Annotated in this window: 21 protein-coding genes; 7 read left to right on the forward strand and 14 right to left on the reverse strand. The window is 46.0% G+C overall.

The features are described from left to right. The first annotated feature begins 117 nt into the window (after positions 1-117). Both AAKU61_RS08035 and ribA read left to right on the forward strand, forming a co-directional pair. Positions 118-1,119 (forward strand): class 1 fructose-bisphosphatase, encoded by a 1,002-nt coding sequence (locus AAKU61_RS08035; protein ID WP_322117889.1) that lies wholly within the window; start codon positions 118-120, stop codon positions 1,117-1,119. Positions 1,120-1,637: 518 nt separating this feature from the next. Then, complete coding sequence (gene ribA / locus AAKU61_RS08040) at positions 1,638-2,324, forward strand: GTP cyclohydrolase II (RefSeq protein ID WP_354331179.1); 687 nt, start codon at positions 1,638-1,640, stop codon at positions 2,322-2,324. Positions 2,325-2,531: 207 nt separating this feature from the next. Here the strand turns inward: ribA and AAKU61_RS08045 are convergent, their stop codons facing one another. The 8 genes from AAKU61_RS08045 to AAKU61_RS08080 all read right to left on the reverse strand — a co-directional run bounded on the left by AAKU61_RS08045 (position 2,532) and on the right by AAKU61_RS08080 (position 11,845). After that, positions 2,532-3,728 carry a HupE/UreJ family protein gene (locus AAKU61_RS08045; RefSeq protein WP_354331181.1) on the reverse strand — a complete coding sequence of 399 codons (1,197 nt, stop codon included), beginning with the start codon at positions 3,726-3,728 and terminating at the stop codon, positions 2,532-2,534. Further along, positions 3,728-4,987: a YHYH protein gene (locus tag AAKU61_RS08050; protein WP_354331183.1), complete on the reverse strand. Its 1,260-nt coding sequence runs from the start codon at positions 4,985-4,987 to the stop codon at positions 3,728-3,730. Before AAKU61_RS08050 ends, AAKU61_RS08045 begins: the two co-directional genes overlap by 1 nt. Before the next feature lie 333 nt (positions 4,988-5,320). Beyond that, positions 5,321-6,790 carry an ATP-binding protein gene (locus tag AAKU61_RS08055; protein WP_354331185.1) on the reverse strand — a complete coding sequence of 490 codons (1,470 nt, stop codon included), beginning with the start codon at positions 6,788-6,790 and terminating at the stop codon, positions 5,321-5,323. A gap of 10 nt (positions 6,791-6,800) precedes the next feature. Beyond that, positions 6,801-7,487, reverse strand: a complete 687-nt coding sequence (locus AAKU61_RS08060; protein WP_354331186.1) for a response regulator transcription factor — start codon at positions 7,485-7,487, stop codon at positions 6,801-6,803. A gap of 72 nt (positions 7,488-7,559) precedes the next feature. Continuing rightward, positions 7,560-7,955, reverse strand: a complete 396-nt coding sequence (locus AAKU61_RS08065) for a hypothetical protein (protein WP_354331188.1) — start codon at positions 7,953-7,955, stop codon at positions 7,560-7,562. 290 nt (positions 7,956-8,245) lie between these two features. Then, positions 8,246-9,349 (reverse strand): branched-chain amino acid aminotransferase, encoded by a 1,104-nt coding sequence (locus tag AAKU61_RS08070; RefSeq protein ID WP_323491783.1) that lies wholly within the window; start codon positions 9,347-9,349, stop codon positions 8,246-8,248. A 437-nt stretch (positions 9,350-9,786) separates the two neighbouring features. Continuing rightward, positions 9,787-11,187: a sensor histidine kinase gene (locus AAKU61_RS08075; protein WP_354331190.1), complete on the reverse strand. Its 1,401-nt coding sequence runs from the start codon at positions 11,185-11,187 to the stop codon at positions 9,787-9,789. Then, positions 11,171-11,845, reverse strand: coding sequence for a response regulator (locus AAKU61_RS08080; protein WP_354331192.1), 675 nt, complete (start codon positions 11,843-11,845; stop codon positions 11,171-11,173). The genes AAKU61_RS08075 and AAKU61_RS08080 overlap by 17 nt, the downstream gene beginning before the upstream one ends. A 197-nt stretch (positions 11,846-12,042) precedes the next feature. Here AAKU61_RS08080 and AAKU61_RS08085 point away from each other — a divergent pair, with 197 nt between their 5' ends. From AAKU61_RS08085 to AAKU61_RS08100, 4 genes are all read left to right on the forward strand, one after another. Further along, positions 12,043-13,380 carry a porin gene (locus AAKU61_RS08085; RefSeq protein ID WP_354331194.1) on the forward strand — a complete coding sequence of 446 codons (1,338 nt, stop codon included), beginning with the start codon at positions 12,043-12,045 and terminating at the stop codon, positions 13,378-13,380. 278 nt (positions 13,381-13,658) lie between these two features. Then, positions 13,659-14,666 carry an ABC transporter substrate-binding protein gene (locus AAKU61_RS08090; protein ID WP_354331196.1) on the forward strand — a complete coding sequence of 336 codons (1,008 nt, stop codon included), beginning with the start codon at positions 13,659-13,661 and terminating at the stop codon, positions 14,664-14,666. Positions 14,667-14,707: 41 nt separating this feature from the next. Then, positions 14,708-15,511, forward strand: a complete 804-nt coding sequence (locus tag AAKU61_RS08095) for an ABC transporter ATP-binding protein (RefSeq protein WP_354331294.1) — start codon at positions 14,708-14,710, stop codon at positions 15,509-15,511. Between the two features lie 15 nt (positions 15,512-15,526). After that, entirely contained in the window at positions 15,527-16,396 is an 870-nt protein-coding gene (locus AAKU61_RS08100) for an ABC transporter permease (protein WP_354331198.1), read from the forward strand. A gap of 436 nt (positions 16,397-16,832) precedes the next feature. Here the strand turns inward: AAKU61_RS08100 and AAKU61_RS08105 are convergent, their stop codons facing one another. The 6 genes from AAKU61_RS08105 to AAKU61_RS08130 all read right to left on the reverse strand — a co-directional run bounded on the left by AAKU61_RS08105 (position 16,833) and on the right by AAKU61_RS08130 (position 21,988). Continuing rightward, positions 16,833-17,504, reverse strand: a complete 672-nt coding sequence (locus AAKU61_RS08105) for a class I SAM-dependent rRNA methyltransferase (RefSeq protein ID WP_354331200.1) — start codon at positions 17,502-17,504, stop codon at positions 16,833-16,835. A gap of 82 nt (positions 17,505-17,586) precedes the next feature. Beyond that, the gene (locus AAKU61_RS08110) at positions 17,587-18,438 is read right to left on the reverse strand and encodes a PA4780 family RIO1-like protein kinase (protein ID WP_322117898.1); all 852 of its coding nucleotides are present in this window, start codon (positions 18,436-18,438) and stop codon (positions 17,587-17,589) included. A 503-nt stretch (positions 18,439-18,941) separates the two neighbouring features. Beyond that, positions 18,942-19,556, reverse strand: a complete 615-nt coding sequence (locus AAKU61_RS08115; protein WP_354331202.1) for an alpha-ketoglutarate-dependent dioxygenase AlkB family protein — start codon at positions 19,554-19,556, stop codon at positions 18,942-18,944. A gap of 53 nt (positions 19,557-19,609) precedes the next feature. After that, complete coding sequence (locus tag AAKU61_RS08120) at positions 19,610-20,119, reverse strand: DUF1993 domain-containing protein (RefSeq protein ID WP_354331204.1); 510 nt, start codon at positions 20,117-20,119, stop codon at positions 19,610-19,612. 82 nt (positions 20,120-20,201) lie between these two features. Continuing rightward, on the reverse strand, positions 20,202-20,987 hold the full coding sequence (locus AAKU61_RS08125; RefSeq protein WP_354331206.1) for a head GIN domain-containing protein: 786 nt from the start codon (positions 20,985-20,987) through the stop codon (positions 20,202-20,204). Positions 20,988-21,172: 185 nt separating this feature from the next. Further along, complete coding sequence (locus AAKU61_RS08130; RefSeq protein ID WP_354331208.1) at positions 21,173-21,988, reverse strand: DUF2726 domain-containing protein; 816 nt, start codon at positions 21,986-21,988, stop codon at positions 21,173-21,175. 667 nt (positions 21,989-22,655) lie between these two features. On the opposite strand from AAKU61_RS08130, the gene AAKU61_RS08135 reads away from it, so the two are divergent. Then, positions 22,656-23,936 carry an efflux RND transporter periplasmic adaptor subunit gene (locus AAKU61_RS08135; protein ID WP_354331210.1) on the forward strand — a complete coding sequence of 427 codons (1,281 nt, stop codon included), beginning with the start codon at positions 22,656-22,658 and terminating at the stop codon, positions 23,934-23,936. Positions 23,937-23,938 lie beyond the last annotated feature (2 nt).

The following is a 23,938-nucleotide window of genomic DNA, read 5'->3' on the forward strand; positions in this document are numbered from 1 at the left end:
AGTTGAGTTTTAGTTCAGTTGCAGCTGAGTTACAGTTAGCCGATCTAATTTGAATTGTTATGTTGAATCGCCTGTGCGTCGTAATAGTAAACAACGCGGGGCATAAAAAGGAAGCTCATGAAACGTGTCAGTCTGACCCAATATTTGGTCGAAGAACAACGCCTGAATAATTCGATTCCAGCAGAATTGCGCTTGTTGATCGAAGTCGTTGCACGCGCCTGTAAAACCATTAGTCATGCCGTCGGCAAAGGTGCCTTGGGTGAAGTCTTAGGTACTGCTGGCAGCGAAAACATTCAGGGCGAAGTACAAAAGAAATTAGATATTTTGTCTAATGAAATTCTGCTGGAAGCCAATGAATGGGGCGGCCATCTGGCAGCGATGGCGTCCGAGGAAATGGAAAGTATCCACCCAATTCCCAACCGGTATCCTAAAGGCGAATACATGTTGCTGTTCGACCCGCTCGACGGCTCCAGCAATATTGATGTCAATGTTTCCATCGGCACGATTTTCTCTGTGCTCAAGGCGCCAGAAGGCATGGCAGAGCCGACTGAGCAAGATTTTATGCAGGCCGGTAATAAGCAAGTTGCAGCCGGCTATGCTGTATATGGTCCTCAAACTGTGCTGGTGCTCACCACTGGCAATGGTGTGAATTGCTTTACCTTGGATAGAGAAATGGGTTCTTGGGTACTGACTCAACAAAATATGCAAATTCCCGTCGATACTAAAGAATATGCGATCAATGCCTCTAATGCGCGCCATTGGTTGCCGCCAGTGACTCGCTATGTTAATGAGTTACAGGCTGGCGTCACTGGTCCACGCGGTAAAGATTTTAATATGCGCTGGATTGCTTCTATGGTGGCTGACGTGCATCGTATTCTTAACCGTGGTGGTGTCTTCATGTATCCGGCTGATGCGCGTGAACCGGACAAGCCAGGCAAGCTACGTTTGATGTACGAAGCGAATCCTATGTCCTTCATCGTAGAACAAGCGGGTGGCGCATCCACCGATGGCAAGCAGCGTATGCTAGATATTCAGCCAGAGAAATTGCATCAACGCGTACCCGTTTTTCTGGGGTCGAAAAACGAAGTTGAGTTAGTGACTCGTTATCATCAGGAATAGTTTGATAACAGGTAGTCACTGCGAGCCAACGCTGCTGAGAACGTAGCTGACCTGTTGATAGAAAAAGCCCACTTCGTTGTGGGCTTTTTGCTTTTATCGCCGAATCCGGCGCTGTGACTTGGAATTACACTTTTTGGCCTTATATCGGTATAAGTCGTCATCAAAAGTATCACCAATAGCATCATCTATAGCAAAGCAGTCGCAAAGCAAGATAAGCAGAATTTTTTACGAAGAACTATTGTTTTTATATAAATTAATTGCGATTTAAATAAACACACCCAAGCACAACCAAGCCAGAAATAGCCTGTAAATGCCGCCAAGATGCTTGGTTCGCATCTAAATTGGTACCGTCGTTTATACTCTGCTCTTCACGTTGTCACTGCAAGTTGTTGTGGTGATAACAGCTAGATAAGCTTTATACATGTTTATATTTGTTTAAATCCGTTTTAGACATGTTTTACAGATAAGAAGTAACGAGTCATCAAGACTCCTAAAAAGAATCAATCGCGAGAACCTTTATGTCCAGCCACCCATCGCCTGCAAGTACGCTCGCAGGTAATCCAAAATCTAACGACAGCAATGCCAGCAACCCGAGCAGTAGCTCAGGTCAGGATTTGGATTATGTTACCTCCTGCATTTTGCCAACGACGTGGGCAACTTTTCAGATGCATGCTTTTTTTGAGCCAGCCACCGGCAAAGAACATATTGCGCTGACCTTGGGTGATGTCGCCAACGGCGACCCCGTATTAGCCCGGATTCACTCAGAATGTCTGACCGGCGACGCCTTATTTAGCCAGCGCTGCGATTGTGGTCCGCAGCTGGAACTGGCATTGCAAAAAATCGCCCAGGAAGGCCGCGGCGCTTTGCTGTATCTGCGCCAAGAGGGACGCGGTATTGGCTTGCTAAACAAAGTACGTGCGTATCACTTGCAAGACTTGGGTGCCGACACGGTAGAAGCCAATCAACAACTTGGGTTTGCTGCAGATTTACGTAACTACAGCCTGTGCGATCCTATGCTCAAGCATCTGGGCATTAGCTCGCTGAAACTGATGACGAATAATCCACGCAAAATCGCCGCGATGGAAGGATTAAACGTCGCGGTCACAGAGCATATTCCTCTAGTGATCAAACGCAATCCCCACAATGATCGCTATCTGAGTACTAAGGTCACCAAGCTGGGACATTTGATACAGCCAGAGCTGTAATCATTGCGCTATGTAGTTAAAAATAAATCGTTGAAAAACGAACCTCCAATACTATTGCGGCTTCTGGCATGAAAACATGTCAGAAGCCGCAATAGTATTGGACACCTAAAAGTGAAATTTTTTATCAGTCTCGATAACTAATATCTTTTCGCACAACGATGTTTGCGTTGATATTTTCCATTTCAGTCAACATCTTACTCAAGATGATTAATAAATAATCAGGCGTTCAAATATCCAGGCGGTACCAATAATCAAAGCGGATATGGAAGTCATCGGCTTAATCAACTCGGTTAAGTTGAGACGATTTAATAACGTCATGCGCGCTAGCTGATGCAATACTGTCCCAAGCGCGAGTAGCAGCAACAGAAAAAGCGCTTGACCTAGTTCTATACCAAGGTTAAATCCGAGCAGACTCATTAAACGGTACGAGCCGTGCAAACCCATGTCGGTGATCGATGAGGCAAAGCCCAGGCCGTGGAGTAAGCCACAAGCAAAGACAATGCTGAATCGCTGTAAAACTGCGGCATGGCGTTGCCACAAATTGAGTACTGCCATCAGTACGATACTCGCTGCTATCAATGGTTCTATGATTTTGGCTGGCGCGTGTACCCAACCCATCAGCGATAGTGTCAGCGTCACACTGTGGGCGATGGTGAAACTGGTGAGTACCCCCAGCCAATAACGCCAGCCAGCAGTTGCCACGATAATGGTGAGCAGGAACAGTAAATGGTCAAAGCCCAGCAAAATATGCTCGCAGCCGATGACGATGTAGTCAGTGAATACCTGCCAAGGTCCACGAAAAAACTGATGTTGCGGATGGTTCGCCCGGAGAATGATCGCCTCGGTCTCTTGACCACGTATCGCTTTAATGGCGAACTGTTGTTCGTTTTCTAGCGTGCCAAACAAATCAGTCTCTATACGCAGGGTTTTTGGGGCCGCATTGAAACGTATCTTCATTAGTACCAAAAACTGCGTGGCACCGATCGTGTCGTCTCTTGTGTCGATATCGGTATGCTGACTGAATTCGCTGGGCTCTGTACTGATTTGTATAAAATCTACTCTCCCTTGATCCTTATCGTCAAACATGCGCAGTCTTTGTTTTATCAATTGCTCTATCGCTACGCGATGCAATTGCAGTTCTACCTCGGACAAGCGCTTATCGTGATTGTCATCAATCTTGTTATCCGACTTGACCAAGGCAGATACTGGTACGGAGAATACGATGAACGCAGCATCGTCCAGTATATTCACCGTACCCTGTTGCGCTGGCATCAGATGGGCCAGCGCATTTGGCCCCGCCAAAATCATGACTGTTGTGAGCAGCAGTCTAAGTACAGACTTATACAAATAACTGAACATATCACCACGTCTGTCGCTATGCATAATCTGCAATGTAAGCGGCATTATTGAGAACCCTTAATGCAGCGCTGGATGAATGGAAAAGTATCCGTTATGAAGTAGTGGTAAATCCCGTTGGGAAACTCTGGTGTGACGCCGGTGCGGCCGTTGCATTCATCCAGATCACCTAAGCCCGGCACATATTCATAATCTGAGGTAAATGTGCCCATAGGGAAGATGGCAACCGAAGGTCGGCCAGCATCTGGCGTGGCTTCTTTGCGATAACTTGAGGTTACCAATTTGATCGCGGAGTTGGCATCGTTTGCAGAGGAGTAGCCGTAACGCGCATAAATGGGGAAGCCATCGATAGCAAATCCGACCAGGGTCATTGCTTTACCCTTATTCAGCTTGGTGACGTATGCCTCCGGCACACCATGATAGTGATATTGGCCATTGGGTTGTACATGGGCGTTGCTCTCATCGGTGCCAAAGACAAAGGCACCGCCAATCGCTTCTAGTACCCAAGGGTCTTTACCGTTCACCATCACACAGCCACCGCCATTGGCGGTGGAGGTTGCTGTGGAGGAGCACGATCCTGCAGTTCCTGGATCAAGCTTGACGCTATTTAGTACATAGCCAATATTGCTCATATTGACGCCAGCGGAAGAGGTGACAGCTGGTTTTGCCGGCATATTGATTACAATATTTTGCGTAGAGATCGGTGTAGCAAAGTTACCCGATGTGACGGCATGGTCAGGGATGCCGTTACCAGTGAGTGTGCGGATAGTGCTGGTACAACTCCAGTTAGAAATGCTATTCGCCATCACTTTAGCGCTGCTATTGAATGCGTTATAGCTCAGTGCACATGCCACACCATTAGTCGAACCGGTATTGCTGCTGGGTGCTATGGGGATTGCCGCCACCGGCACCGAAGGCGTGCTGCTTCCAGCTGAATTTTTTGCAGTAACGCTGCACGAATAAGTAGTGCCATTGTTTAATCCCGACACGCTGACAGGGCTTGCTGTTGCTGTACCGTTTATCGTTATACCGGGAGTGCTGCATGCTGCTGTATAGGAAGTGATAGCGGCACCACCATTAGACACTGGTACGGTAAAAGCGATACTGACACTAGCGTTACCCGCAGTGCTGATTAGAGCAGTCGGGGCACTTGGTACGGTTACGGCGCTAGTTCCGGTACCAGCACTTGTAGATGTGCCCGCGTTCGTGCCCGAGGTCGGTATAGGCGTTGTGCTGGCACTGCCGCCACAGGCGGTGAGTGTGATGGCGATTAAGGGTGTGAATATAGAGTGAATAAAGTTACTCATGAGGGCTCTCCAGAATAATTAAAACAGTTACCGTGAATGCTTAGTTTGGTTATAAACAGTGTAGAAGAAGAAAAGTCGAAATTAATGACATCTTCGTCATTCAGGCGGTTACGTTATCGGGAGAGGGGAGGGGTCCTACTTATTGCCTGGCGTTTGATACCGGTGTAGGTAATTTCTGCTGTAGTTGATGATGCTCAGTAACTTCTAAAAAGGATACTCAAGCTTGTCGTGTAGTGATTAGCTCAAGCCTTTCAGCGTCGTAATACCAATGTGTTGTTATGCTTTATGGTTAGTGCTATATCTCGATTAAAGAGTGTCAGGAAGCTCCCATTTTTATTGCTTGAATGGGAGCCATAAATATAGTTGAACGACATCTTGAGGACTTTGTGCCAGACGTAAATCACCGCCGTGTGCTTTGGCAATCTCTAACGCCAGACTCAAGCCCAAACCATTACCCTCGATCTTGCGATTGTGTGCGGCATCGCCACGATAAAAGCGGTCAAAAAAACGTGCCCGGTCGTCCATATTGATGTTGTGGCTAGTATTGCTGATGAGGATAGTGACGCCCTTTTTTTCGCTAATACTTTGGATGGTGATATTACCTTTCGCAGGGCAATAACGTACCGCGTTGCTGATGAGATTATTTAAAAGCTGTTGCAGCAACAAGATGTCGCCATAGATCACTTGATGTTTGGCGATGTTGCTCCTTAGAGTCTGATTATTAATGAGCATCTGTGCATCGACGACCAATTCATTGAGTAGTTCGCTGAGGTCAATACGCGTTGTGTGTAGAGCGAGTTTACCTGCATCCGCATGCGACAATAACAATAGCTTTCGGGTGATCGCAGTGAGTCTGCTGACTTCGTCCAACATCTCAGTTAAGTCGGTTTGGATAACTTGATTGTCTGATTTGTTGAGCACTTGTTCTATCTTGCCTTGCAAAATAGTGAGTGGTGTCCGGAGCTCGTGAGCAGCATCACCGGAGAAACGTGAGGCCTGATGGAAACTCACATCCAGGCGCTGGAGCATGGTGTTGTAGGTATCAATCAATTCTCTAAATTCTTTATCCTCGCCCTCATTGGGTAATCGTTGGTGAAGGTCCTTTTGCGTCAGGGTTTTCATCGCATTGCGTAAACGGTTGACCGGTCGCATAGTCAGGCTGGCAAGTAACCAAGCGCCAAGTGCAGTCAAGATAAGTGCCAGCGGTACCACTAGCCATAATGCACGCTTGAGTCCCGCTTGCAGCTCCGATGTTGTAGCGGCTAAATCGACACCAAGAAAGCCTCTGCCGCGTGGGGTCGTGAATGTCGTGGCACGCCATTGCTTGTCCTGGACAGTGAGCGTGCTGACAGCGCATTTGCCACGCGGCGCCCGTTCTGCTGGGGAAGCTTCGGTGCGATTGTCCAGATGCGCTTCAGGCCTATGTTCATCTCGCAACTGTCTGTTTGGATCGGGCAAGGCGCGAAATGGTACCGACTTCCAGTTCAATTGATCGATATTGATATCGTCTTGCCAGTAAGTAGATTTGACCTCTAGCATACCCACTTCTGAGGTGTAGCGAAAGAGTAGTTGCTTATTGGAGTCAAGACGCAATTTAGTGACGATATCTGACTCAAGACTAGCCGCATCGATTCGAATAAACGGTTGTGTGGTGAAGCGTTGTGTCTCCAGGCAAAGCCGCTCGTCTAATCGATCTACTTCATTTTTCATCAGACTAGACCAGGCTAACGCCAGCACGACGGTTAGCGCGGTCGAGACAATGCTCACGGCAATGATAAATAATCGGGTTCTGAAGGAAATCATGAGCAACTTCTTAAGGCTCGAGTCTGAAACGATAACCAGTGCCTCGCACTGACTCTATAGGGGACGGGGTATCGGTACTAACTTCGATTGATCCGATTTTGCTTCTTATACGTTTGATGCAGACATCCACCACGTTAGTGCTAGGATCAAAATCATAGCCCCATACATGCTCAAGAATTTGACCACGAGTAAATACCTGTCCAGCCGAGCGCATCAGGTATTCAAGCAGACTAAATTCTCGCGTGGTGAGTTCTATCGTGTGTCCGCTAGAGCTAGCTTGCCGTGTGATGCGGTCAAGCTTTAGTTTGCCCACTTGTAGCAGGTTTTGTCTATCTCCGGCAAGCCGTCGTTGCAGAACATGTATGCGAGCGACTAATTCCTCGACAAAAAATGGCTTGGCAAGATAATCATCTGCACCAAGGTTGAGCCCCGTTATGCGATCCCCCAATTCATTGCGCGCCGTCAGTAAAATGATAGGCGTTGCCACGTCCGAGCTACGTAATTCCTTCAAAATAGAGAGACCGTCTCGGCCTGGTAGCATGATATCGAGGATGATGACGGCATATTGACCTTTGCTAGCTAGTTCAAAACCTACATTGCCGTTGTTGCAGTGCTCAACATTGAAGTCGCGTTCTTTTAGACCGATGGATACAAAGTCGGCTATTTTTTGTTCATCCTCTATGAGCAAGACTTTCATGCGAGCTTTCGTACAGCAGTAGTCACAAATATCACAAACATCAAAAACATCACAAACGGTTTTCCAGACTATTTACTTAGCGGTCGGTGAGCCTGGTTTTGGCGCATTAGGCGGCGAGTTCGCGCGCTCTCCACCTGGCGCTGCGCCAGCTGGACGCGGGTCTAGTGCTTCCAGTTTTTTGGGGTCAAATCCGGCAGCACGCAGTGCGTCTCCTCTTGCAGGGCCCGGTTGGATACCTGCTTCGCGCAAGTTGCGTTTGATCGCTTTTGCGTCGTCAACGCTGAGACTATTTGGTTTGTAGGCTGACAGTATCTCCTTCATCTTTGCTAGCTGTGCCGGAGTTAATGCCCCTTGTGTTTGAGCTGGTGGCATATTTGCACCAGCCTTAGCAGGCTGTGTATTCTGACTTTGTGCAGCTTGGATGATAGAAATGCAAAGGATAAAAATGACGACGATTCGTAATGGCATGATGGGCTTTCCGCGGTTGTTGTACAGGTATTTGGAAAATACATTTTACAACTTGGCTTACATCAAACTATGACAATGTTGTCATTGAGCGCTATACAAAGCGTATGACTTGAGACTGAGTATCGAATAAGAATGAAGTCTTTTGAAACATCATTCTTTGTAAGCGCAATGTGTACACTCGCGCAAAAGACTACTTAGAATTGACTTAAATTAGTAGGCGTTGAGAAGCTCATAAAAATCAGCCTCTCATAGCCATCACAGTAACAAGCCTTCGCACACACTAACAAAGATTAGCAAACGCTATGCATCCAGCCATGCGTATCTTCCGCAGTGCCGTGCTGTAGCGCCAGCAGAGCTTCACGCAGTGCCATAGTGACTTTGCCGTTTTCACCTTGGTTGATTTGCATCTCAAAATTCTTTGCTTTGACATGGCCGACTGGTGTGATAACGGCTGCGGTACCGCAGGCGAATACTTCTGTCATCCGCCCTGATGCGATGTCGTCGCGCCATTGCTGTACCGTGAGCTTGCGTTCTTCTGTTTCGTAACCCAAGTCTTTGGCCATTTCCAGCAAGCTACGACGTGTAATGCCGGATAGCAAGGTACCTGTGAGTTCTGGCGTAATGATGCGAGTTTTTCCTGCTTCTTCGTAGACAAAGAACAGGTTCATCCCACCCATTTCTTCTATGTATTCGCGCTTTACTGCATCCAGCCATACCACTTGGTCGCAGCCTTTTTCCAGCGCTTGCGCTTGCGCTACCAAGCTGGCGGCATAGTTGCCTGCGCATTTCGCCTCGCCAGTGCCGCCAGGTGCTGCACGGACAAAATCTTCGCTGATCCACACCGTCACCGGTTTAACGCCTTGCGGGAAGTAGGCGCCGGCGGGGGAGGCAAATAAGACGAACAGATATTCGCTGGCAGGGCGCACGCCCAAAAACGGATCAGTGGCAAACATCAGTGGCCGCAGGTACAGACTTTCTCCCACATTCTTGGGTACCCAGGCTTTATCCATGGTGATTAAAGCATCTGCTGCTTGCATGAATATATCTCCAGGCAAATCCGGCATTGCCAGGCGCTGTGCGCTGCGGTTGAAGCGTGCGCTGTTGGCATCCGGTCGGAAGGTTTTGACACTGCCATCCGGCTGGCTAAAGGCTTTAAAGCCTTCAAAAATCGCCTGGCCGTAATGTAGTGCAGATGCCGCAGGGTCCAGGCTTAAAGGGCCGTAGGCTTTTAATTCGCCTTGTTGCCAAGCGCCGTTACGATAAGGAATGACCACCATATGATCCGTAAAAATCCGGCCAAAACTCGGGTTCGTCATGCGTTCGGCACGTTGTGCATCGCTCAAAGGGTGATCAGAGGGTGTTACTAACAGAGTCGGTGTGGAGGTGATCATCATTATCTTAGAAGTCAATGTAGGGAAAACAATCAAAATATTGCGTAAGTCCTGATGAATTAATTTTAGCCTTATTTTGCGACCAAGATAAGTTTTGCGTTAAAGATGTTGATCGCGGACTTGTCACGTGCGACTAAGCGCAAGTACGCGTGGACTTAGTGGAGATCGTCACAGATGGCAATCGTAATCATCAAATGATAATTTGGGACTGATGCAAACCGTCCTAGCTGTGTTGCCTTCGTCGTTACGTCTTGCCAGAACAATTTTCAGTAAGCTCCCCAAGTATGAATATACATATACTCCCCAGTTAATTTACAAAATATGCTGTTTCGTCCAATGATTATATGGACACTTAATATATACAGGGAGAGAGTATTTAAATTAACTTAGCTAAGCGGATTGACGATGGATTGGTGTAACCTCGCTTTGTTCCAACAGCATTAAACTGAAGACATGGTTTTAGGAAACCGCACATCCACTTGCAAACCAATTCCATTGTCCGGCGTCTTTAAATCAATAGTCGCGTTTAAAGAATCACCAATCTCTTTCACAATCGCCAGCCCTAAACCAGAGCTATTGGGTTTACTGTCATCCAGACGGTAAAAGCGGTCAAAGACTTTTTGCTGCTCTACCACCGGGATACCGACACCGTTATCGACGATGCTCATAAGAATTGACGATTTTTCTTGCCGTAACGAGACAGTGATGTTGCCCTCTGTTGTCATATGCTGTATCGCGTTATCAATCAGATTGGACACCAGCTCACGCAATAAATTCTGGGGAGCAGCAAGGCTGGCCGTATCGTCCAAGATATCGATTCCCAGCTCAATATTTTTTTGCTGTGCTAACGGTGCCAATTCCTCCATCACGCTTTTGATGATGTCCGCCATGTAAACACAATTGTTTGTACTTAATGTATGTCGATTTTGTTCAACCGCGGCCAAGACCAGAAGTTGGTTGATCACTTTAGTACCTTGTAATATCGTTTTTTGAATTGCATTCAGTACTTCTTTTTGTGTCTGATCAAGCTGACTATTGCGATGTCCAAAATTAATTTGAGAGGTAATAATCGCAAACGATGTTCGCAACTGATGGGCAGTATTGGCAACGAACTGTTCATAGGAGGTTAGCGTTTTATCTAATCGTGCGACATAGTCGTTCATCGCAAAAATTACAGGCCGGATTTCTATCGGAGCACTTTTTTCATCCAGTTTTTCGAGTGAGCCTGGTTGTCGTAATAAAAGTTTTTCACCGAACTGGATGAGGGGACTCAGTGTCCAACGAAAGGCAATAAATAATCCGATGATCACGATGGACAAAAGCAGTAAATGTTCTCTGATCGTCAATAAAAATAAGTCTTTTTTAAACGCAGCATGGCCATGTAGCGTTTGTGCAACCTGGGTAATGGCATAGTCGCCTGATGCAGTACTAGGTAAGGCATGTGCATAGACGATGACGCGTACAGGTTCGCCGCGTATGGTTGAGAGAAAATATTTTTCTTGTTCTAATTGTAGTGGTGCGGTGTAAGTCGACAGCTCCTCATCACCTGCAATCAGTAGCCCTTTTTTGCTGCGCACTGAGTAAAACACGCGATCTCTATACTTGCTGGCAAACAGTTCAAAGGCGGCTGGCGGCACGCTAATTTCATAACTTCCGTCGATTTTAGCTAGCTGTTCTGAAATAATTTTAGCGCCACCTTTGAGTAATTGTTCTTGCACCAGTGTCGCAATCGTATCGGTATTGGTATACGTCACAAATAAGTCGATAGTAGAAATTAACACCGTGGGTAAAAATACCCATAAAACTAAGCGGCTTTTTAAACTTTTAAGTGGTGGCAACATAGGTCAACATATATCCAAGACCGCGCAAGGTAATAATTTGTGCGCCGGAGCCTTCAATTTTTTTACGTAAGCGAACAATATAAATTTCTAAAGCTTTTGGTGATACCGCATCCTCTAGTGTGAAAAGTCCATCTGCCAACTCTTTCTTAGAAACGGTTTTTCCAGTTTGTCGTATTAAAGCTTCTAGTACGGCATGCTCTCTGGGGGTTAAATTAATATCGTCCCCATGGCTGCTAAATTTTTTTGAATTACTGTCATAGCTGAGTTCGCCACATGCCACGATAGGATTCGTTTTGCCACTAGCACGACGTAGCAAAGAACGTAGTCGTGCCTCTAACTCCAGGATATCAAATGGTTTGGCGAGATAGTCATCTGCCCCTAAATTTAAATTCTCAATGATGTCGCTTAAGGTGTCGAGCGCACTGATGATGAGAACAGGAACTTGATTATTTTTATACCGTAGTTGTTTTAAGACGGTTTGTCCTTTGATACCCGGCAATGTCAGATCAAGCAGGATCGCATCGTAGTTTTGCGTTATCAATAGATGTGCTGCTTCTTCACCAGTGAACGCTTGTTCCACCGCATAACCAGATTGTGCTAATAGTCGTGATAACCAGGAAGATAGCTCACGATTGTCTTCTACTAAAAGTAATTTCATAGCCTTAAGGCTAAATCATTTTCCTTAAGGATTGTGCTCCTTCGCTCTAGTCGCTTATATCGCGTGTCATTTTCTCCACAAAGCTTTCATTGAAGGTAAGTAGAAGGCATTGGGCAATTACATTTGCCGACGTAGGCTCACTCAGCTAAAAAATAAGTAGCAGTGGCATACAACTTAAAAATAACCAGGAGACAAGAATGAAAAAGAAACTTATGGCGCTCGCCATTTGTGGTGTAGTTGCGGGCGCTCTTCAGACTCAAGCCCAAGCGCAAACAGTTCCCGAACTTCAGCAAGCATTACTCCAAGCCCAAAAAGCAGCAGCTGATGCACAAAAATCTGCACAGCAAGCACAAGACGCCTTAGCGCAAATCCAGCAAGCAATGGCAGCGGCAAAAGAATCTAAAGCAACACCACAAACATCCTCGGGTTCTGGCAACTTAACTCAGCCACCGGGTGAAGGTTTAGTCTATAAAAACAGTGGTGATTCAGTTCGACTGTACGGTTTGATCGACCTTAGCGTAAGCAATAAAACGAATGCCGATAAAACAGGTAATACCTTAAACGATATGTCAGTCGCCTGGTTTAGTGGCAACCGCTGGGGTATTGAAGGTGAGCATGCGTTGAAGGATACCGATGGTCTGAAAGCAATCTTCAAATTAGAGAGCGAGTATGAACTCCCTACCGGCAACATGGATACACCCGGCGTGTTATTCAACCGTGACGCATGGCTGGGTATGCAAAGCGACACTCTCGGTAAGCTGACATTGGGTCGTCAAAATACTCTGGCGCGTGAATTCTCTAAAATTTATGGCGATCCTTACGGTACAGCCAATGTGACGCTCGACGAAGGCGGCTACAGTAATAATAATAATTTCAAACAGCTTATTTTTTATTCTGGTAGCGCAACAGGAACTCGTTACGACAAAGGGATAGTCTGGAAAAAAGAGTTTGGCAATATCGTCGCAGGTGTCGGTTATCAAGTCGGTGGCGTCCCTGGTGATTTTAGTGCCGGATCGACTAAATCTTTGGGTTTGGCATATAACGGCGGCAATGCCAATATCTCCAGCTTCTATAACTCAGCAAATGTTAATGGCTACACTCACTCTTCTTATTCTATTGGTGGTAACTATACATTTGGCCTGGTACGCGTTAATGCAGGCTACATCAGCTATAAAGCAGATCAACCAGTTGCAATCGGTAACCGCAGCGATAAGGCATACACGTTGTCGGCTAAGTTCACTCCAGCAGGCAAGTTCGATTATGAGCTCGGCTGGCAGACAATGAATGCTGATCACGCCGCGGTCAATGGCAGTGGTTACGTCCTGAATGCGTATGCAAATACAGCGAATGCGACTAAAACAGCGACTGGTAAGCGCAAGACTTGGTATGGTTCGGCTTTTTATCACTTTGATAAACGGACTGAACTTTACTTAGCTCTCGATCGCCTGAATACTGACGGCACTTACCTGGCATCGCAAGCGAATGGATTCACCTCGCAGAATGAATATGCCTTGGGTATGCGCTTTAAGTTCTAATAAAAATAATCCAGAACAAAAGTCTATAAAAAAGCTTAGCGAAACAGATTAGATTGAGCATCTGTTCACGACACTGTGCAAAAGGCTTTTGTTCGTTTTTATTTTATTCTGATTGTGTACACCAGATAGAATATAAAGTGACGATTATCATTTTGTGACTGGTAGAACATATCCAGTTGACGTTGCAACGATGGGAAGCAATCGTTGCAGGTATGGCTTTGTCGAGTTAATGGCGACGCCGTATCGAAAAATACAACTCAAAAATAACGGAGACAATCATGAAAGCAGTATTCAAACTCGCATTAAAACCCATAGCAGCCATGCTGATGCTGGTATCCAGCATGCAAGTCCATGCGGCTGACAAAATCACGATTATGGTGGGCGGGATAGAGAAGCAAATCTACTTGTCGGCTAAATTGGCGGAACAGTTAGGATATTTAAAAGAGACTGGTCTGGAGATTGAATTACTGAGCGAGCCTGCCGGGGTCAATGCAGAGACAGAAATGTTATCTGGTGCAGCGCAAGGTGTCGTGGGATTTTATGATCACACCATCGATTTGCAAGCGCGTGGAAAATTAGTGCAATCGGTAGTCCAGTTTAGCCAGGCGCCAGGCGAAGTAATTTTAGTGTCCAAGGCAGCTGCCAAAGACATCAAATCTCCCGCAGATTTTAAAGGTAAAATATTAGGCGTCACTGGCCTTGGCTCTTCCACTAATTTTTTGACGCAATATCTGGCAGCTAAAGCAGGCGTGAAGAATAGTGAATTTACGACCTTGCCAGTGGGCGCAGGCTCAACTTTTATTGCAGCAATGGCACAAAATAAAATTGATGCGGGTATGACCACAGAGCCAACAATTTCGCGTCTGGTATCCACCGGTGCGGCCACCATTCTGGTCGATTTGCGCACGGTGAAAGAAACTGAAGCTGCGCTCGGTGGTACTTATCCGGCAGCTTGTTTGTATATGCCTACTGCCTGGGTGAATACTCACAAAGATCAGGTGCAAAAGCTAGCTAACGCGTTTGTAAAGACCTTGAAATACATTAAAACTCATAGCGCAAAAGAGATTGCGGAAAAAATGCCAGCGGATTATTACGCATCCAATAAGCAGATGTACATCGATGCGCTGGAAGCCAGCAAGCAGATGTTTACCGCTGATGGTGTGATGCCGGAAAATGGCCCCGCGACCGTACTCAAAGTATTGAATGGCTTTGATAAAGCGGTACAAGGCAAGACGATCAATCTGGCGAATACCTTCACCAGCGAGTTTGTGAAAGCGGCGAAATAATGAAAAATTCGGCGATAGAGGTGATGACTACGGCAACCAGTATGGCAACGAGCGTAACTAAGAATGTGGCAACGAATGTAGCCATTGAGTTGACCAATGTCAGCAGAAAATTTATCAGTCCGGCTGGCAAAGTGACCCTTGCGTTAAAAGATTTTAGTCTGACCGTCAATGAAGGCGATTTCTGCGCGATTGTTGGTCCTACCGGCTGCGGAAAATCAACCACATTAGGCATGATCACGGGTTTAAATCCGCCGTCTTCAGGTAGCGTTAAAGTATTTGGTAAGCCGGTGACGGGGATTGATCCAGACATTGGTTTTGTGTTTCAGGCAGATGCAGTTTTCCCTTGGAAAAACGTGATCGATAATATTGCGATTGGTCCGATATTTCGCGGTAAGGATAAAAAAACGGCGAAAGAGATGGCGGCCGAGTGGGTACGCAGAGTCGGCCTGGCTGGCTTTGAATATCATTATCCGCATCAGTTGTCTGGCGGTATGCGTAAGCGTGTGGCACTGGCGCAGACGTTTATTAACGAGCCAAAAATTTTATTGATGGACGAGCCGTTCTCGGCGTTGGATGTGCAGACCCGCGCGCTGATGCAGGATGAATTGCTGGGCTTGTGGTCAGAGAAAAAAGCCTCCGTCGTGTTTGTCACCCATGATATTGAAGAGGCGATTGCTTTAGCAGACCGTGTGGTGGTGTTGTCTAAAGGTCCCGGCTCTGTCAAGAGCTGCTACGAGATTCCTTTAGCACGTCCGCGGGAAGTTTCTACGGCACGCTACTCAGAAGAATTTATCCATCTGTCAAAGCAAATCTGGACGGATTTAAAAGATGAAGTCCAAATTTAAAGCGGGATTAAAAATATGAATACTACTGTCCTAAATACGTCGCTCAATCTGCCTGAAATCGGTGAGGAAGAGCGCAAGGCGATTGCCAAAGGAGTTAATCATCACCGCCTGGTTATTTTTTTACGGGTCGCATTGGCCGTGGTGACTTTGGGGGCGTGGGAGTTGTCAGTTAAAGCGGGTTTAATTGATCCTTTCTTTTTCTCGCAACCGACGGCTATTTATGAGCAACTGGTGACATGGATCACTGAAGGTACAGCGCAAGGTCCGCTCTGGCGTGAATTGCTGGTGACGATGGAAGAAACGGTACTGGGTTTTTTGATTGGTAGTTTTCTGGGTATTTTTTTCGGGATTGCTCTGGGCCGCAATAAATTGGCAGCGGATGTGTTGAGTATCTATATCAAAGTCGCTAATGCTATTCCGCGTGTGGTGTTGGGGTCGATTTTTATCATCATGTTTGGTTTGGGCATGGGGTCTAAGATTGCTTTAGCGGTTGTGATGGTATTTTTTGTCGTGTTTGGTAATGCATTCCAAGGTGTGCGTGAGGCGGATAAAAATCTGATTGCCAATGCGTATATTTTGGGGGCTAGTAAACGTCAGGTGACTTTCTCGGTCGTGTTTCCGTCGGCATTGACCTGGATTTTAGCCAGCTTGCATGTCAGCTTTGGTTTTGCATTGGTCGGTGCCGTAGTCGGTGAGTTTTTGGGTGCGCGACATGGTATTGGTCTGCTGATCGCGACAGCGCAAGGGACGTTTAATGCAGCCGGGGTATTTGCCGCCATGATTGTGTTGGCGGTGGTCGCCTTGGCGGCCGAGTATCTGCTGACTGCGATTGAAAACAAATTATTGAAATGGCGTCCGGTGCAGTTTGTTGAGCAGGGGATGTGATTTTTAGACAGTTTTGATGTGCGCTAATTAGCCCGCTGACGCGGGCTTTTTTTCGTCATATTGCGTGATACCGGCGATATCTGTGTCTGGCTTAGCTCGTTTTCTACAAGTCGAATACGGGATAAATCAATATACTCCCCATTATTTTTATTGAAAATAGCTAATTGTCCAATGATTAATTGGACAATTAAAATATACTATATAGGAGTATTTAATTTGCTGCGGTGAGAACGCAAATACATTGCCATGCAGGCTGTGCTAAGGATTGTGCTTTGCTCGCTTTGCCTGTTTGCACTGACTTGATATTCGATTCTGGGCTGTGCTGGAATATTGGGATAGGAAGAGCCTATCAGCGTGAGGCATCGGAACGGGGCGAGAGAACCATCGTGCCAATTTTTATCAGCACGATTGCTGCAGGAATACTTCACTGCTGCGCTTAACTACTGTGATTTCTTTGTCCCGTTTTGATATCGACTGAAATACGTACGCCTTTTTCCATCAGCCAGATTTCATCCGGTGGTTCGTCACCTGCCAGTGCGCCAAATACGACGGGCAAACCTTCCCCTTTGCGCATTAACTCGTCTGCCCGTTCGTACACGTTAGGGCAGCCAGTTTCTGCCATCAGTGCCTGGACAATAGCGACTTTCCAGGCATCGACGCCAGCGGCATTAAATTGGCAGATCAGATAATCGTTCGCTGCTTTGCTGTTGTCATTGGTACTACCATCTTTAATCCAGTCAACCACCAGGCCAGATAAACCATCTTCTTCACCGGAGACCAGAGAAATAGACTGACTTACGTTTTTGCTGGCGCTGTTTACATTCGCTTTACGCTTGAGAACAGCCATCTGAACACGTCGTTTAATCATCGCGTGATCGACGGATTCGTTCTGGTCAAAGGTCCAGACGCGGGCACTGATTTGTGATTTTGCGTTGTAGGCAGCACGTGCCAGAAATTGACCGGAAGACGATTGAACCAAGACCGTTGCGCCTAATTTATTTCGTTCGCCGGGTTTGCCATCGACCCTCGCCACGGCAGAGAGATAGACCCAAGGCTGGCGTTCTAGCAGGCTTTTTTCTTTGCCTTGTTTAATAGTGAGTGTCAGCATGAGTCAACTTAAAATCTGTTTAAAAATAGTTAGAAATGAATGGTGTTGCTATAGATGCCGAGGTTTTTACCGCTCGATCGATCTAATTATCGTATTGAGATAAACGCCGTTCTTCATCCGCTTGTTCAATCCGCGCGATTTCAATCTCACGCATCACCGCGCCAACATCGGCCGGACGTTTATCCACCGCAACGCGACCGGTCAAGACGGTTTCTGGGGTGAGCAAACCTGCCTGATATAGCAGCCAGATTTCTTTGCCGTATTTGGTTCCTGCCAGTTGTGGCGCAAAGGGACTGAAGAAGTTCATCAAATTATCAACATCGCGCTCCAGCATGGCGCCTGCACTGGTATTGCCCGCAGCATCAATCGCTTGCGGCAAGTCAATGATGACCGGGCCTTTGTCGTCCACCAGAATATTGTATTCAGACAGATCGCCGTGGATCACACCGGCACATAACATTAGGACGACCTGATGCAGCAATTGAGCGTGATAGTCCAGTGCCAGCGCTTCGGTCAGTTCAACATCATTTAAACGCGGTGCGGCGTTGCCAGTGGCATCTGTCACCAGATCCATCAGCAGTACGCCTTCAAAGCAGATATACGGCGTCGGGACGCGTACACCGGCAGCGGCCAGACGGTATAAGGCATCGACCTCGGCGCTTTGCCAGACTTCTTCCTGCATCTTGCGGCCGTAGCGGGTGCCTTTTTCCATCGCCCGCGCCTGGCGGCTATTTTTGACGGTGCGACCTTCCTGGTAGGCGACGGCTTTTTTAAAACTACGCTGATTCGCTTCTTTATATACTTTGGCGCAACGGATGTCCTCACCGCAACGCACGACATATACCGTGGCCTCTTTGCCGCTCATTAGTTGGCGCAAGACATCATCGATTAATCCTTCATCAACAAGTGGCTGTATTCTTTTTGGTATTTTCATAAATAATTAGTATAAATAATTCGGCTAAGTGCTTCCGATTTCCAGATACTGTAGACAAATTGCGCGAAAAAATCAGATATGCACCAAATTTAGCTATGACAAACAGTATGTAAAAACGGAATAGATAACGGATAGTACCAATTTGTGCGTCCCAGTCATACCATTGCGCACCATTCGACCTATAATCCAGTTTATCGCAGTACTGTTGTACTGTTTCACCAAGGAGCACATCATGAGCAAAGCACAAGACAGTAAAAAAGCAGTCAAAAAAGAACCAGCAAAAACCATGAAGGAAAAAAAAGCGGATAAGAAAGTGAAGAAGGAGGCAATGAAGCGTCAGTGATGCTTAGTTGTTGACGATCTTAGTAGGGCGGACGAAAGAACCGTTTTAAAATACTTTTTGGTTTTTATGGTTCAGTCGACGTCCTACAGCTTGCAAACTAAGTATGTAATTTATTATTTTTATTTTGCTTCGCGCACAATGTTTTGTGCGCACCAGAAAATCACTTTTGAATTTTTCTGAAGGTAAGATTAATTCTAGGATGATGCAATCGCGTTTCTTTTAAAACAGCATGCTCCCAATGCTGTTGCAGGCTGCCTGCCATGAGTAAAACGCTGCCACTGCTTAGTTCAATGTTGCGGGTTTTTTGTTCTGGTCTGCTCTTATGTCTGAGTTTAAAAATACGACTCTCACCAAGGCTGACAGAGGCAATTGCTGGCTTATGCCCCAGCTCTATCTCGTTATCCGAATGCCAGCCTACGCTATCTTGCTGATCCCGATACAAGTTAAGCAATACGCTGTTGTAGCGTTGCATGGTCAGCGCTTCAATCTCAGTTTTGATCTTCAATAATGTAGCCGTCCATGGCTGCGGCGCAAGTGCGATCCCTGAGTAGTTATAGCTGCTCGCAACGTCGCCGTACCACGCGGTGAGTCGTGGTTGCAAATAGGTCTTGCCCCAAACAGTGATTAAATCCTGGCGCCATGGCGTTTCTGCGAGCAAACTTGCATACAGTTCCTTGGCAACTTCTGATGAGTAAAATTGATGTGCAAATGCCAGCTCACCATCAATAATCGATATCTGTTCCAAGGTAGTGGAGGCAGAAAAAAGATCAGACATAGCGGCTGGCATGTAATAAAACTTGATTCTTAAATTAACGCTAAAAAGACAAGTTAGAAATTACCCATGTAGTCTTTTTTGCCAATCTCAATTCCGTTGTGACGTAGTAGCGAGTAGGCAGTCGTTACGTGGAAAAAAAACTGTGGCAAGCCATATGACAACAGATAGTTTTGACCGCTCAGTTTTTTCTCTTTTGGTGTACCAGGGCGTAATACGATTTCCAGCTCTTCGCTACCATCAAACTGGGTTGGCGTTAATGTATCTAGCAGTGCCAAGGTTTTAGCGATACGCGCTTGCAGATCGGCAAAAGTTTGTTCGTTATCTTCATAAGCAGGTACTTCGATACTTGCCAGACGTGCGGGAACACTTTTAGCAAAATCCGCAGCGATTTGTATTTGACGCGTGAATGGCAACATGTCAGGGAACAGACGTGATTGCAACAGCGCAGCAGGATCGATATTTTTTGCCGTGGCATGGGCTTCTGCTTTGCTCAATACATCGCTCAGGCTATTGAGCATTTGGCGAAAGACAGGGACGGAAGCGGCATACATAGAAATAGTCATGGAATATCCTCGTTGACAGGTGGTGGTACGTCTGCCGAGATTATAGTGAGTTCCTGCCAGATGCGTATAACCAGACCCTAGTTTATGAAGGGAAATCGCCGAGTCTGACGACGCTGCCTGATCCGCCTATCGATTTGCTGACTTGCGGATTGCCATAGTAATTGACGGTACCAGAGCCACCGATACTTACTTTGAGGTTATTTTTCGTCGCAACAGAGACTTTGCCAGAGCCGCCAATACTAACCTTGGCATCATTGGTTTTTAACGCGGAACCATCCATAGAGCCAGAACCACCAATGGTCATTGACGTTGTGTTGGCGTTACCCGCTACTTTAAAACTACCACTACCGCCGATGGTTAAAAATAGTGATTCTGCGCTCAGACCTTGTAAATTAACTGCACCGGAGCCACCGATTGACACGCGTAATTTGTTGGATTGAAGGTGGCTAGATCTTAGTGATCCAGAACCAGCTACTTCTAAATCATCAATTTGTTTTAGTTTGATAATTATTTTTAGGTTACGTGTGTCTAGGTGGATTCCCTTTTCTAAGGTACGGACTTTTAACGTGCCGTTTTCAACTGTCGTTTCAATTAAGGCTAGCAAGTTATCGTCGGTTTCAATTGAGATTCCTTCTGCGTCGCCTTGCTGTAGTTCTATCTCTGCAGGCAGGCTTATGCTGATCGCGTTGAAATGGCTTGCAGCGCGGTTTTCTTGTTGTAATTTTCCTGAGCCTGCAATACTTTTGTCTGAACTCCACTGCAAGTTCCAGCCAGATGCTAAGGCGGTGTTTGGTTGAGCCACGATGGCGAATGCACTTAATGTGAGGCTGATGGCGCAAACGCGCTTTGCAAAACGAGTCATGTTCATGCTGTTTCCTTAAAATAAGAACGCGGAGAGTGTCGTTTGACGGGATGCTATCAGTATGACCTTGCACGCCGACTTAGATTAGTGACTTGCGATGAAGCGTATTTCTGTGGGATTAAAACGCAATTTGTAGCGATGGATTGAATCAATATTGAAATTCATAGAAACCTGATGCACTTCGAAAAGAATCAACGATTGACGAATGCAGTATCCCAAGTTGTTCTTGGAGACGATTTTTCTAAATGTTTTTCATTGGCTGCTTGGATAGCGGCGATTTCAACTAATATTTCGTTCGGGAATCCGACACGATTTTCACCCGGACCCTGAATAACCAGCGATGTGAGATAGCGCTTTAGATGCATAGGTTCATTGCAAAACAAACAGATGCGTTGCCAGATGTGGGGATAGGCACTTTGCATATATTTTTTTGGTGTCAGATTTTCTATGTCATGAATAGAAAGTGCCACGATATTGCTAGGGATTGGGTGTGATGCGTAAATTTGTTGGACTGTATCGGGACTTTTTGGCGCAGTCATTAATTGTGCTTTCATTACAGTACTCGCTGCAATGTCTGGCTTGGGTGCCGCTAATGTAGAAAATGGTGCGAGGATGCGCAGGATTTGCTCGTATAAAGGTAATGCCTGTCGTTCCCAGCGTATGGTCTTGATGCCTGCCGTTTTGAAATAAGCCTCATTACTCAAATACTTCCCGTCGTCCCCCACCTCTGCATTCAATTCAATAACGCAGAGTAAACTCATGCTCGCATCGAAAATGGCATAGTCAATTTTCCGACCGTCGAGATCAGCCTGTGCTAAACGTTTTGCTTTGGAGTCGAGTGTGATTGGTTCCAATAAAGCGATCAGATCGACTTTAGGAAAGATGTAGCAGTTTGGTAGCGCCCGTCGCAAACGGCTAAAAAAAACCTGTTCTTCTTTATCAAAGAAAGGCTTTTCTTCATATGCAGCAGTTGTGTTTTTATTTTTTTTAAACGGAAAAGAAAACATGAAGCGACCTCAATTCCAAAGGGTGATTTTGATTGAGAGGTATGCAGTGCTGGCTAGCATGAAATCCATATCATCGATATTGTGCAAGGCATTACCCAATCAGATTCTAGGCTAACTCGATGAGATTGTGACACTCAACTTTGTTTGGTGTTGTAATTGACTTTATAGTGTTTGCAATTTTGATCTTTATTTGCATAAAAGGCAAGCAATTTGCCTAAGTTTAAGTCAGTATTCGAGGTATCAATACAACATCACTGAGCTTCTTGCTGTCAGTTTAAAGAGACCTGGATTGCAATGCTTAATTTATTCTGCGCACATAAAAAGAGCCGTAGCCTAAAATAATTCAGAACTTCTTACAAAAAATGGATTATGTTTGTTCTGAGATTAACTGCTGGTTGATGATCAATGAATACTTGCCTTAGTTTTAAAGCGTTTTTTTTGTTTCTAAACGTCAGCTCAATGGCAGCCTAATGCCGGCTTATAAAACAGGTAATTCTTCAAATTTCGATCTTTGATTGTTTTGGCGAACTTATTCCCTGCACAAGAGTCTTAGTTCTGCGCTATGCCACGCAAAATAATAAAAACGCTTTGATAGCGCCAGCATCACCCTCAGCTTTCCAATAAAAATACCCACTACAATTGACGTGCGGATAATAAGAATCAGATCATGAAAACAAAAAATGATATAAATAGTGCCGGCGCTGCATCAACTACAAGTTTTAATAAATTTAGGCGTTGGCGCTTTCCGTTGGTCGGATTGGTCATCTTGGGCGCTGGTGCTAGTTCGATAATATATACAAAGTCGCTTACTCCATCCTCCAAATCTTCAGCCAAATCGTCAAATCAGGCAGACTCCAGCAAAGAAGTCATCTACGAATTGGCTGCTGTTGATGTGACCAAAATTACTACCCGGTCTTTGTTAGTGAATTTACCGATTTCAGGATCTCTCATGCCTGTAAGCCAAGTCACTGTGCGGTCAAAGGTGGCAGCCGAGGTACATGAGACATTGGTGCAAGAGGGTATGCCGGTACGAAAAGGTCAAATCATTGCGCGTTTTTATGGCGCTGATTTGCATGCGCGTTTGAGCATACAAGATGCGGCAGTAGATGAGGCACAAGCACGTTTGGCGTTAGCGCAAAAAAACCGGCACTCTAATGAAGCTTTACTAAAACAAAGTTATATCTCACAAAACGCGTTTGATACTACTCAAAGTAGTTTGGATTTAGCACATGCCAGTTTGAAGTCTGCGTTGTCACAGCGAGAAGTAGCGCAGATTGCCGTGTCGGATACGCAAATTAAATCACCAGTCGACGGCATCATCAGTAAGCGTAGCGTGCAAGCTGGCGACAAAGTATCGCCCGATACAGCCTTATTTAATATCGTCAATCTGGCGCAGTTAATTTTAGAGGCTCAAGTACCTGCGAGTGAGATTCCACGTGTCAAGATTGGTCAAAATGTGAGCTTTGCCGTCGATGGATTTGGTACTCGCTCTTTTATTGGAAAAGTAGCGCGTATTAATCCATCTGCCGAGGCTGGTTCACGTTCGATGCTGGTGTATGTAGAGGTTGATAATGCCGATGGCGCTTTGCGAGGGGGCATGTTTGCCAAAGGTAATCTCACTTTAGAAAAAACTACTTCTTACCCTGTCATGCCATTGGCCGCGATCCGTCAGCAGAATGGTAGCGACGTAGTCTATAAAATAGTAGGGAATCAAGTTCAGCAACAAGCCGTTAAGCTGGGTTTGCGTAGTGAGGATGAAGGCTTGGTACAAGTGTTGCAGGGGCTAGAGCCAGGTGTTCAGGTTATTTCTGCTAAGTTAGATAGTATTAAGCCAGGTAGTAAAATCCTGTTGCCAAAAACTGCTGAGATCACAAATTTGGCACCAGATTTAGCACCTGCTTCCGCGGCAGCCGCCACTTTAGCGACTTCTCCGAAATCTAAGGGCTAAGT

The sequence above is a fragment of the Undibacterium sp. GrIS 1.2 genome, assembly GCF_040544435.1.
In the GTDB taxonomy this organism is placed as follows: Bacteria; Pseudomonadota; Gammaproteobacteria; order Burkholderiales; family Burkholderiaceae_D; genus Undibacterium.

Excerpts from the sequence above, each read along its gene's own strand:
- AAKU61_RS08055 (WP_354331185.1), bottom strand. The coding sequence starts at position 6,790 with ATGATTTCCTTCAGAACCCGATTATTTATCATTGCCGTGAGCATTGTC.
- ribA (WP_354331179.1), top strand. The coding sequence starts at position 1,638 with ATGTCCAGCCACCCATCGCCTGCAAGTACGCTCGCAGGTAATCCAAAA.
- AAKU61_RS08050 (WP_354331183.1), bottom strand. The coding sequence starts at position 4,987 with ATGAGTAACTTTATTCACTCTATATTCACACCCTTAATCGCCATCACA.
- AAKU61_RS08130 (WP_354331208.1), bottom strand. The coding sequence starts at position 21,988 with ATGTTTTCTTTTCCGTTTAAAAAAAATAAAAACACAACTGCTGCATAT.
- AAKU61_RS08075 (WP_354331190.1), bottom strand. The coding sequence starts at position 11,187 with ATGTTGCCACCACTTAAAAGTTTAAAAAGCCGCTTAGTTTTATGGGTA.
- AAKU61_RS08090 (WP_354331196.1), top strand. The coding sequence starts at position 13,659 with ATGAAAGCAGTATTCAAACTCGCATTAAAACCCATAGCAGCCATGCTG.
- AAKU61_RS08105 (WP_354331200.1), bottom strand. The coding sequence starts at position 17,504 with ATGCTGACACTCACTATTAAACAAGGCAAAGAAAAAAGCCTGCTAGAA.
- AAKU61_RS08085 (WP_354331194.1), top strand. The coding sequence starts at position 12,043 with ATGAAAAAGAAACTTATGGCGCTCGCCATTTGTGGTGTAGTTGCGGGC.
- AAKU61_RS08135 (WP_354331210.1), top strand. The coding sequence starts at position 22,656 with ATGAAAACAAAAAATGATATAAATAGTGCCGGCGCTGCATCAACTACA.
- AAKU61_RS08080 (WP_354331192.1), bottom strand. The coding sequence starts at position 11,845 with ATGAAATTACTTTTAGTAGAAGACAATCGTGAGCTATCTTCCTGGTTA.
- AAKU61_RS08125 (WP_354331206.1), bottom strand. The coding sequence starts at position 20,987 with ATGAACATGACTCGTTTTGCAAAGCGCGTTTGCGCCATCAGCCTCACA.
- AAKU61_RS08095 (WP_354331294.1), top strand. The coding sequence starts at position 14,708 with ATGGCAACGAGCGTAACTAAGAATGTGGCAACGAATGTAGCCATTGAG.
- AAKU61_RS08070 (WP_323491783.1), bottom strand. The coding sequence starts at position 9,349 with ATGATGATCACCTCCACACCGACTCTGTTAGTAACACCCTCTGATCAC.
- AAKU61_RS08060 (WP_354331186.1), bottom strand. The coding sequence starts at position 7,487 with ATGAAAGTCTTGCTCATAGAGGATGAACAAAAAATAGCCGACTTTGTA.
- AAKU61_RS08120 (WP_354331204.1), bottom strand. The coding sequence starts at position 20,119 with ATGACTATTTCTATGTATGCCGCTTCCGTCCCTGTCTTTCGCCAAATG.
- AAKU61_RS08110 (WP_322117898.1), bottom strand. The coding sequence starts at position 18,438 with ATGAAAATACCAAAAAGAATACAGCCACTTGTTGATGAAGGATTAATC.
- AAKU61_RS08035 (WP_322117889.1), top strand. The coding sequence starts at position 118 with ATGAAACGTGTCAGTCTGACCCAATATTTGGTCGAAGAACAACGCCTG.
- AAKU61_RS08115 (WP_354331202.1), bottom strand. The coding sequence starts at position 19,556 with ATGTCTGATCTTTTTTCTGCCTCCACTACCTTGGAACAGATATCGATT.
- AAKU61_RS08100 (WP_354331198.1), top strand. The coding sequence starts at position 15,527 with ATGAATACTACTGTCCTAAATACGTCGCTCAATCTGCCTGAAATCGGT.
- AAKU61_RS08065 (WP_354331188.1), bottom strand. The coding sequence starts at position 7,955 with ATGCCATTACGAATCGTCGTCATTTTTATCCTTTGCATTTCTATCATC.
- AAKU61_RS08045 (WP_354331181.1), bottom strand. The coding sequence starts at position 3,728 with ATGCCGCTTACATTGCAGATTATGCATAGCGACAGACGTGGTGATATG.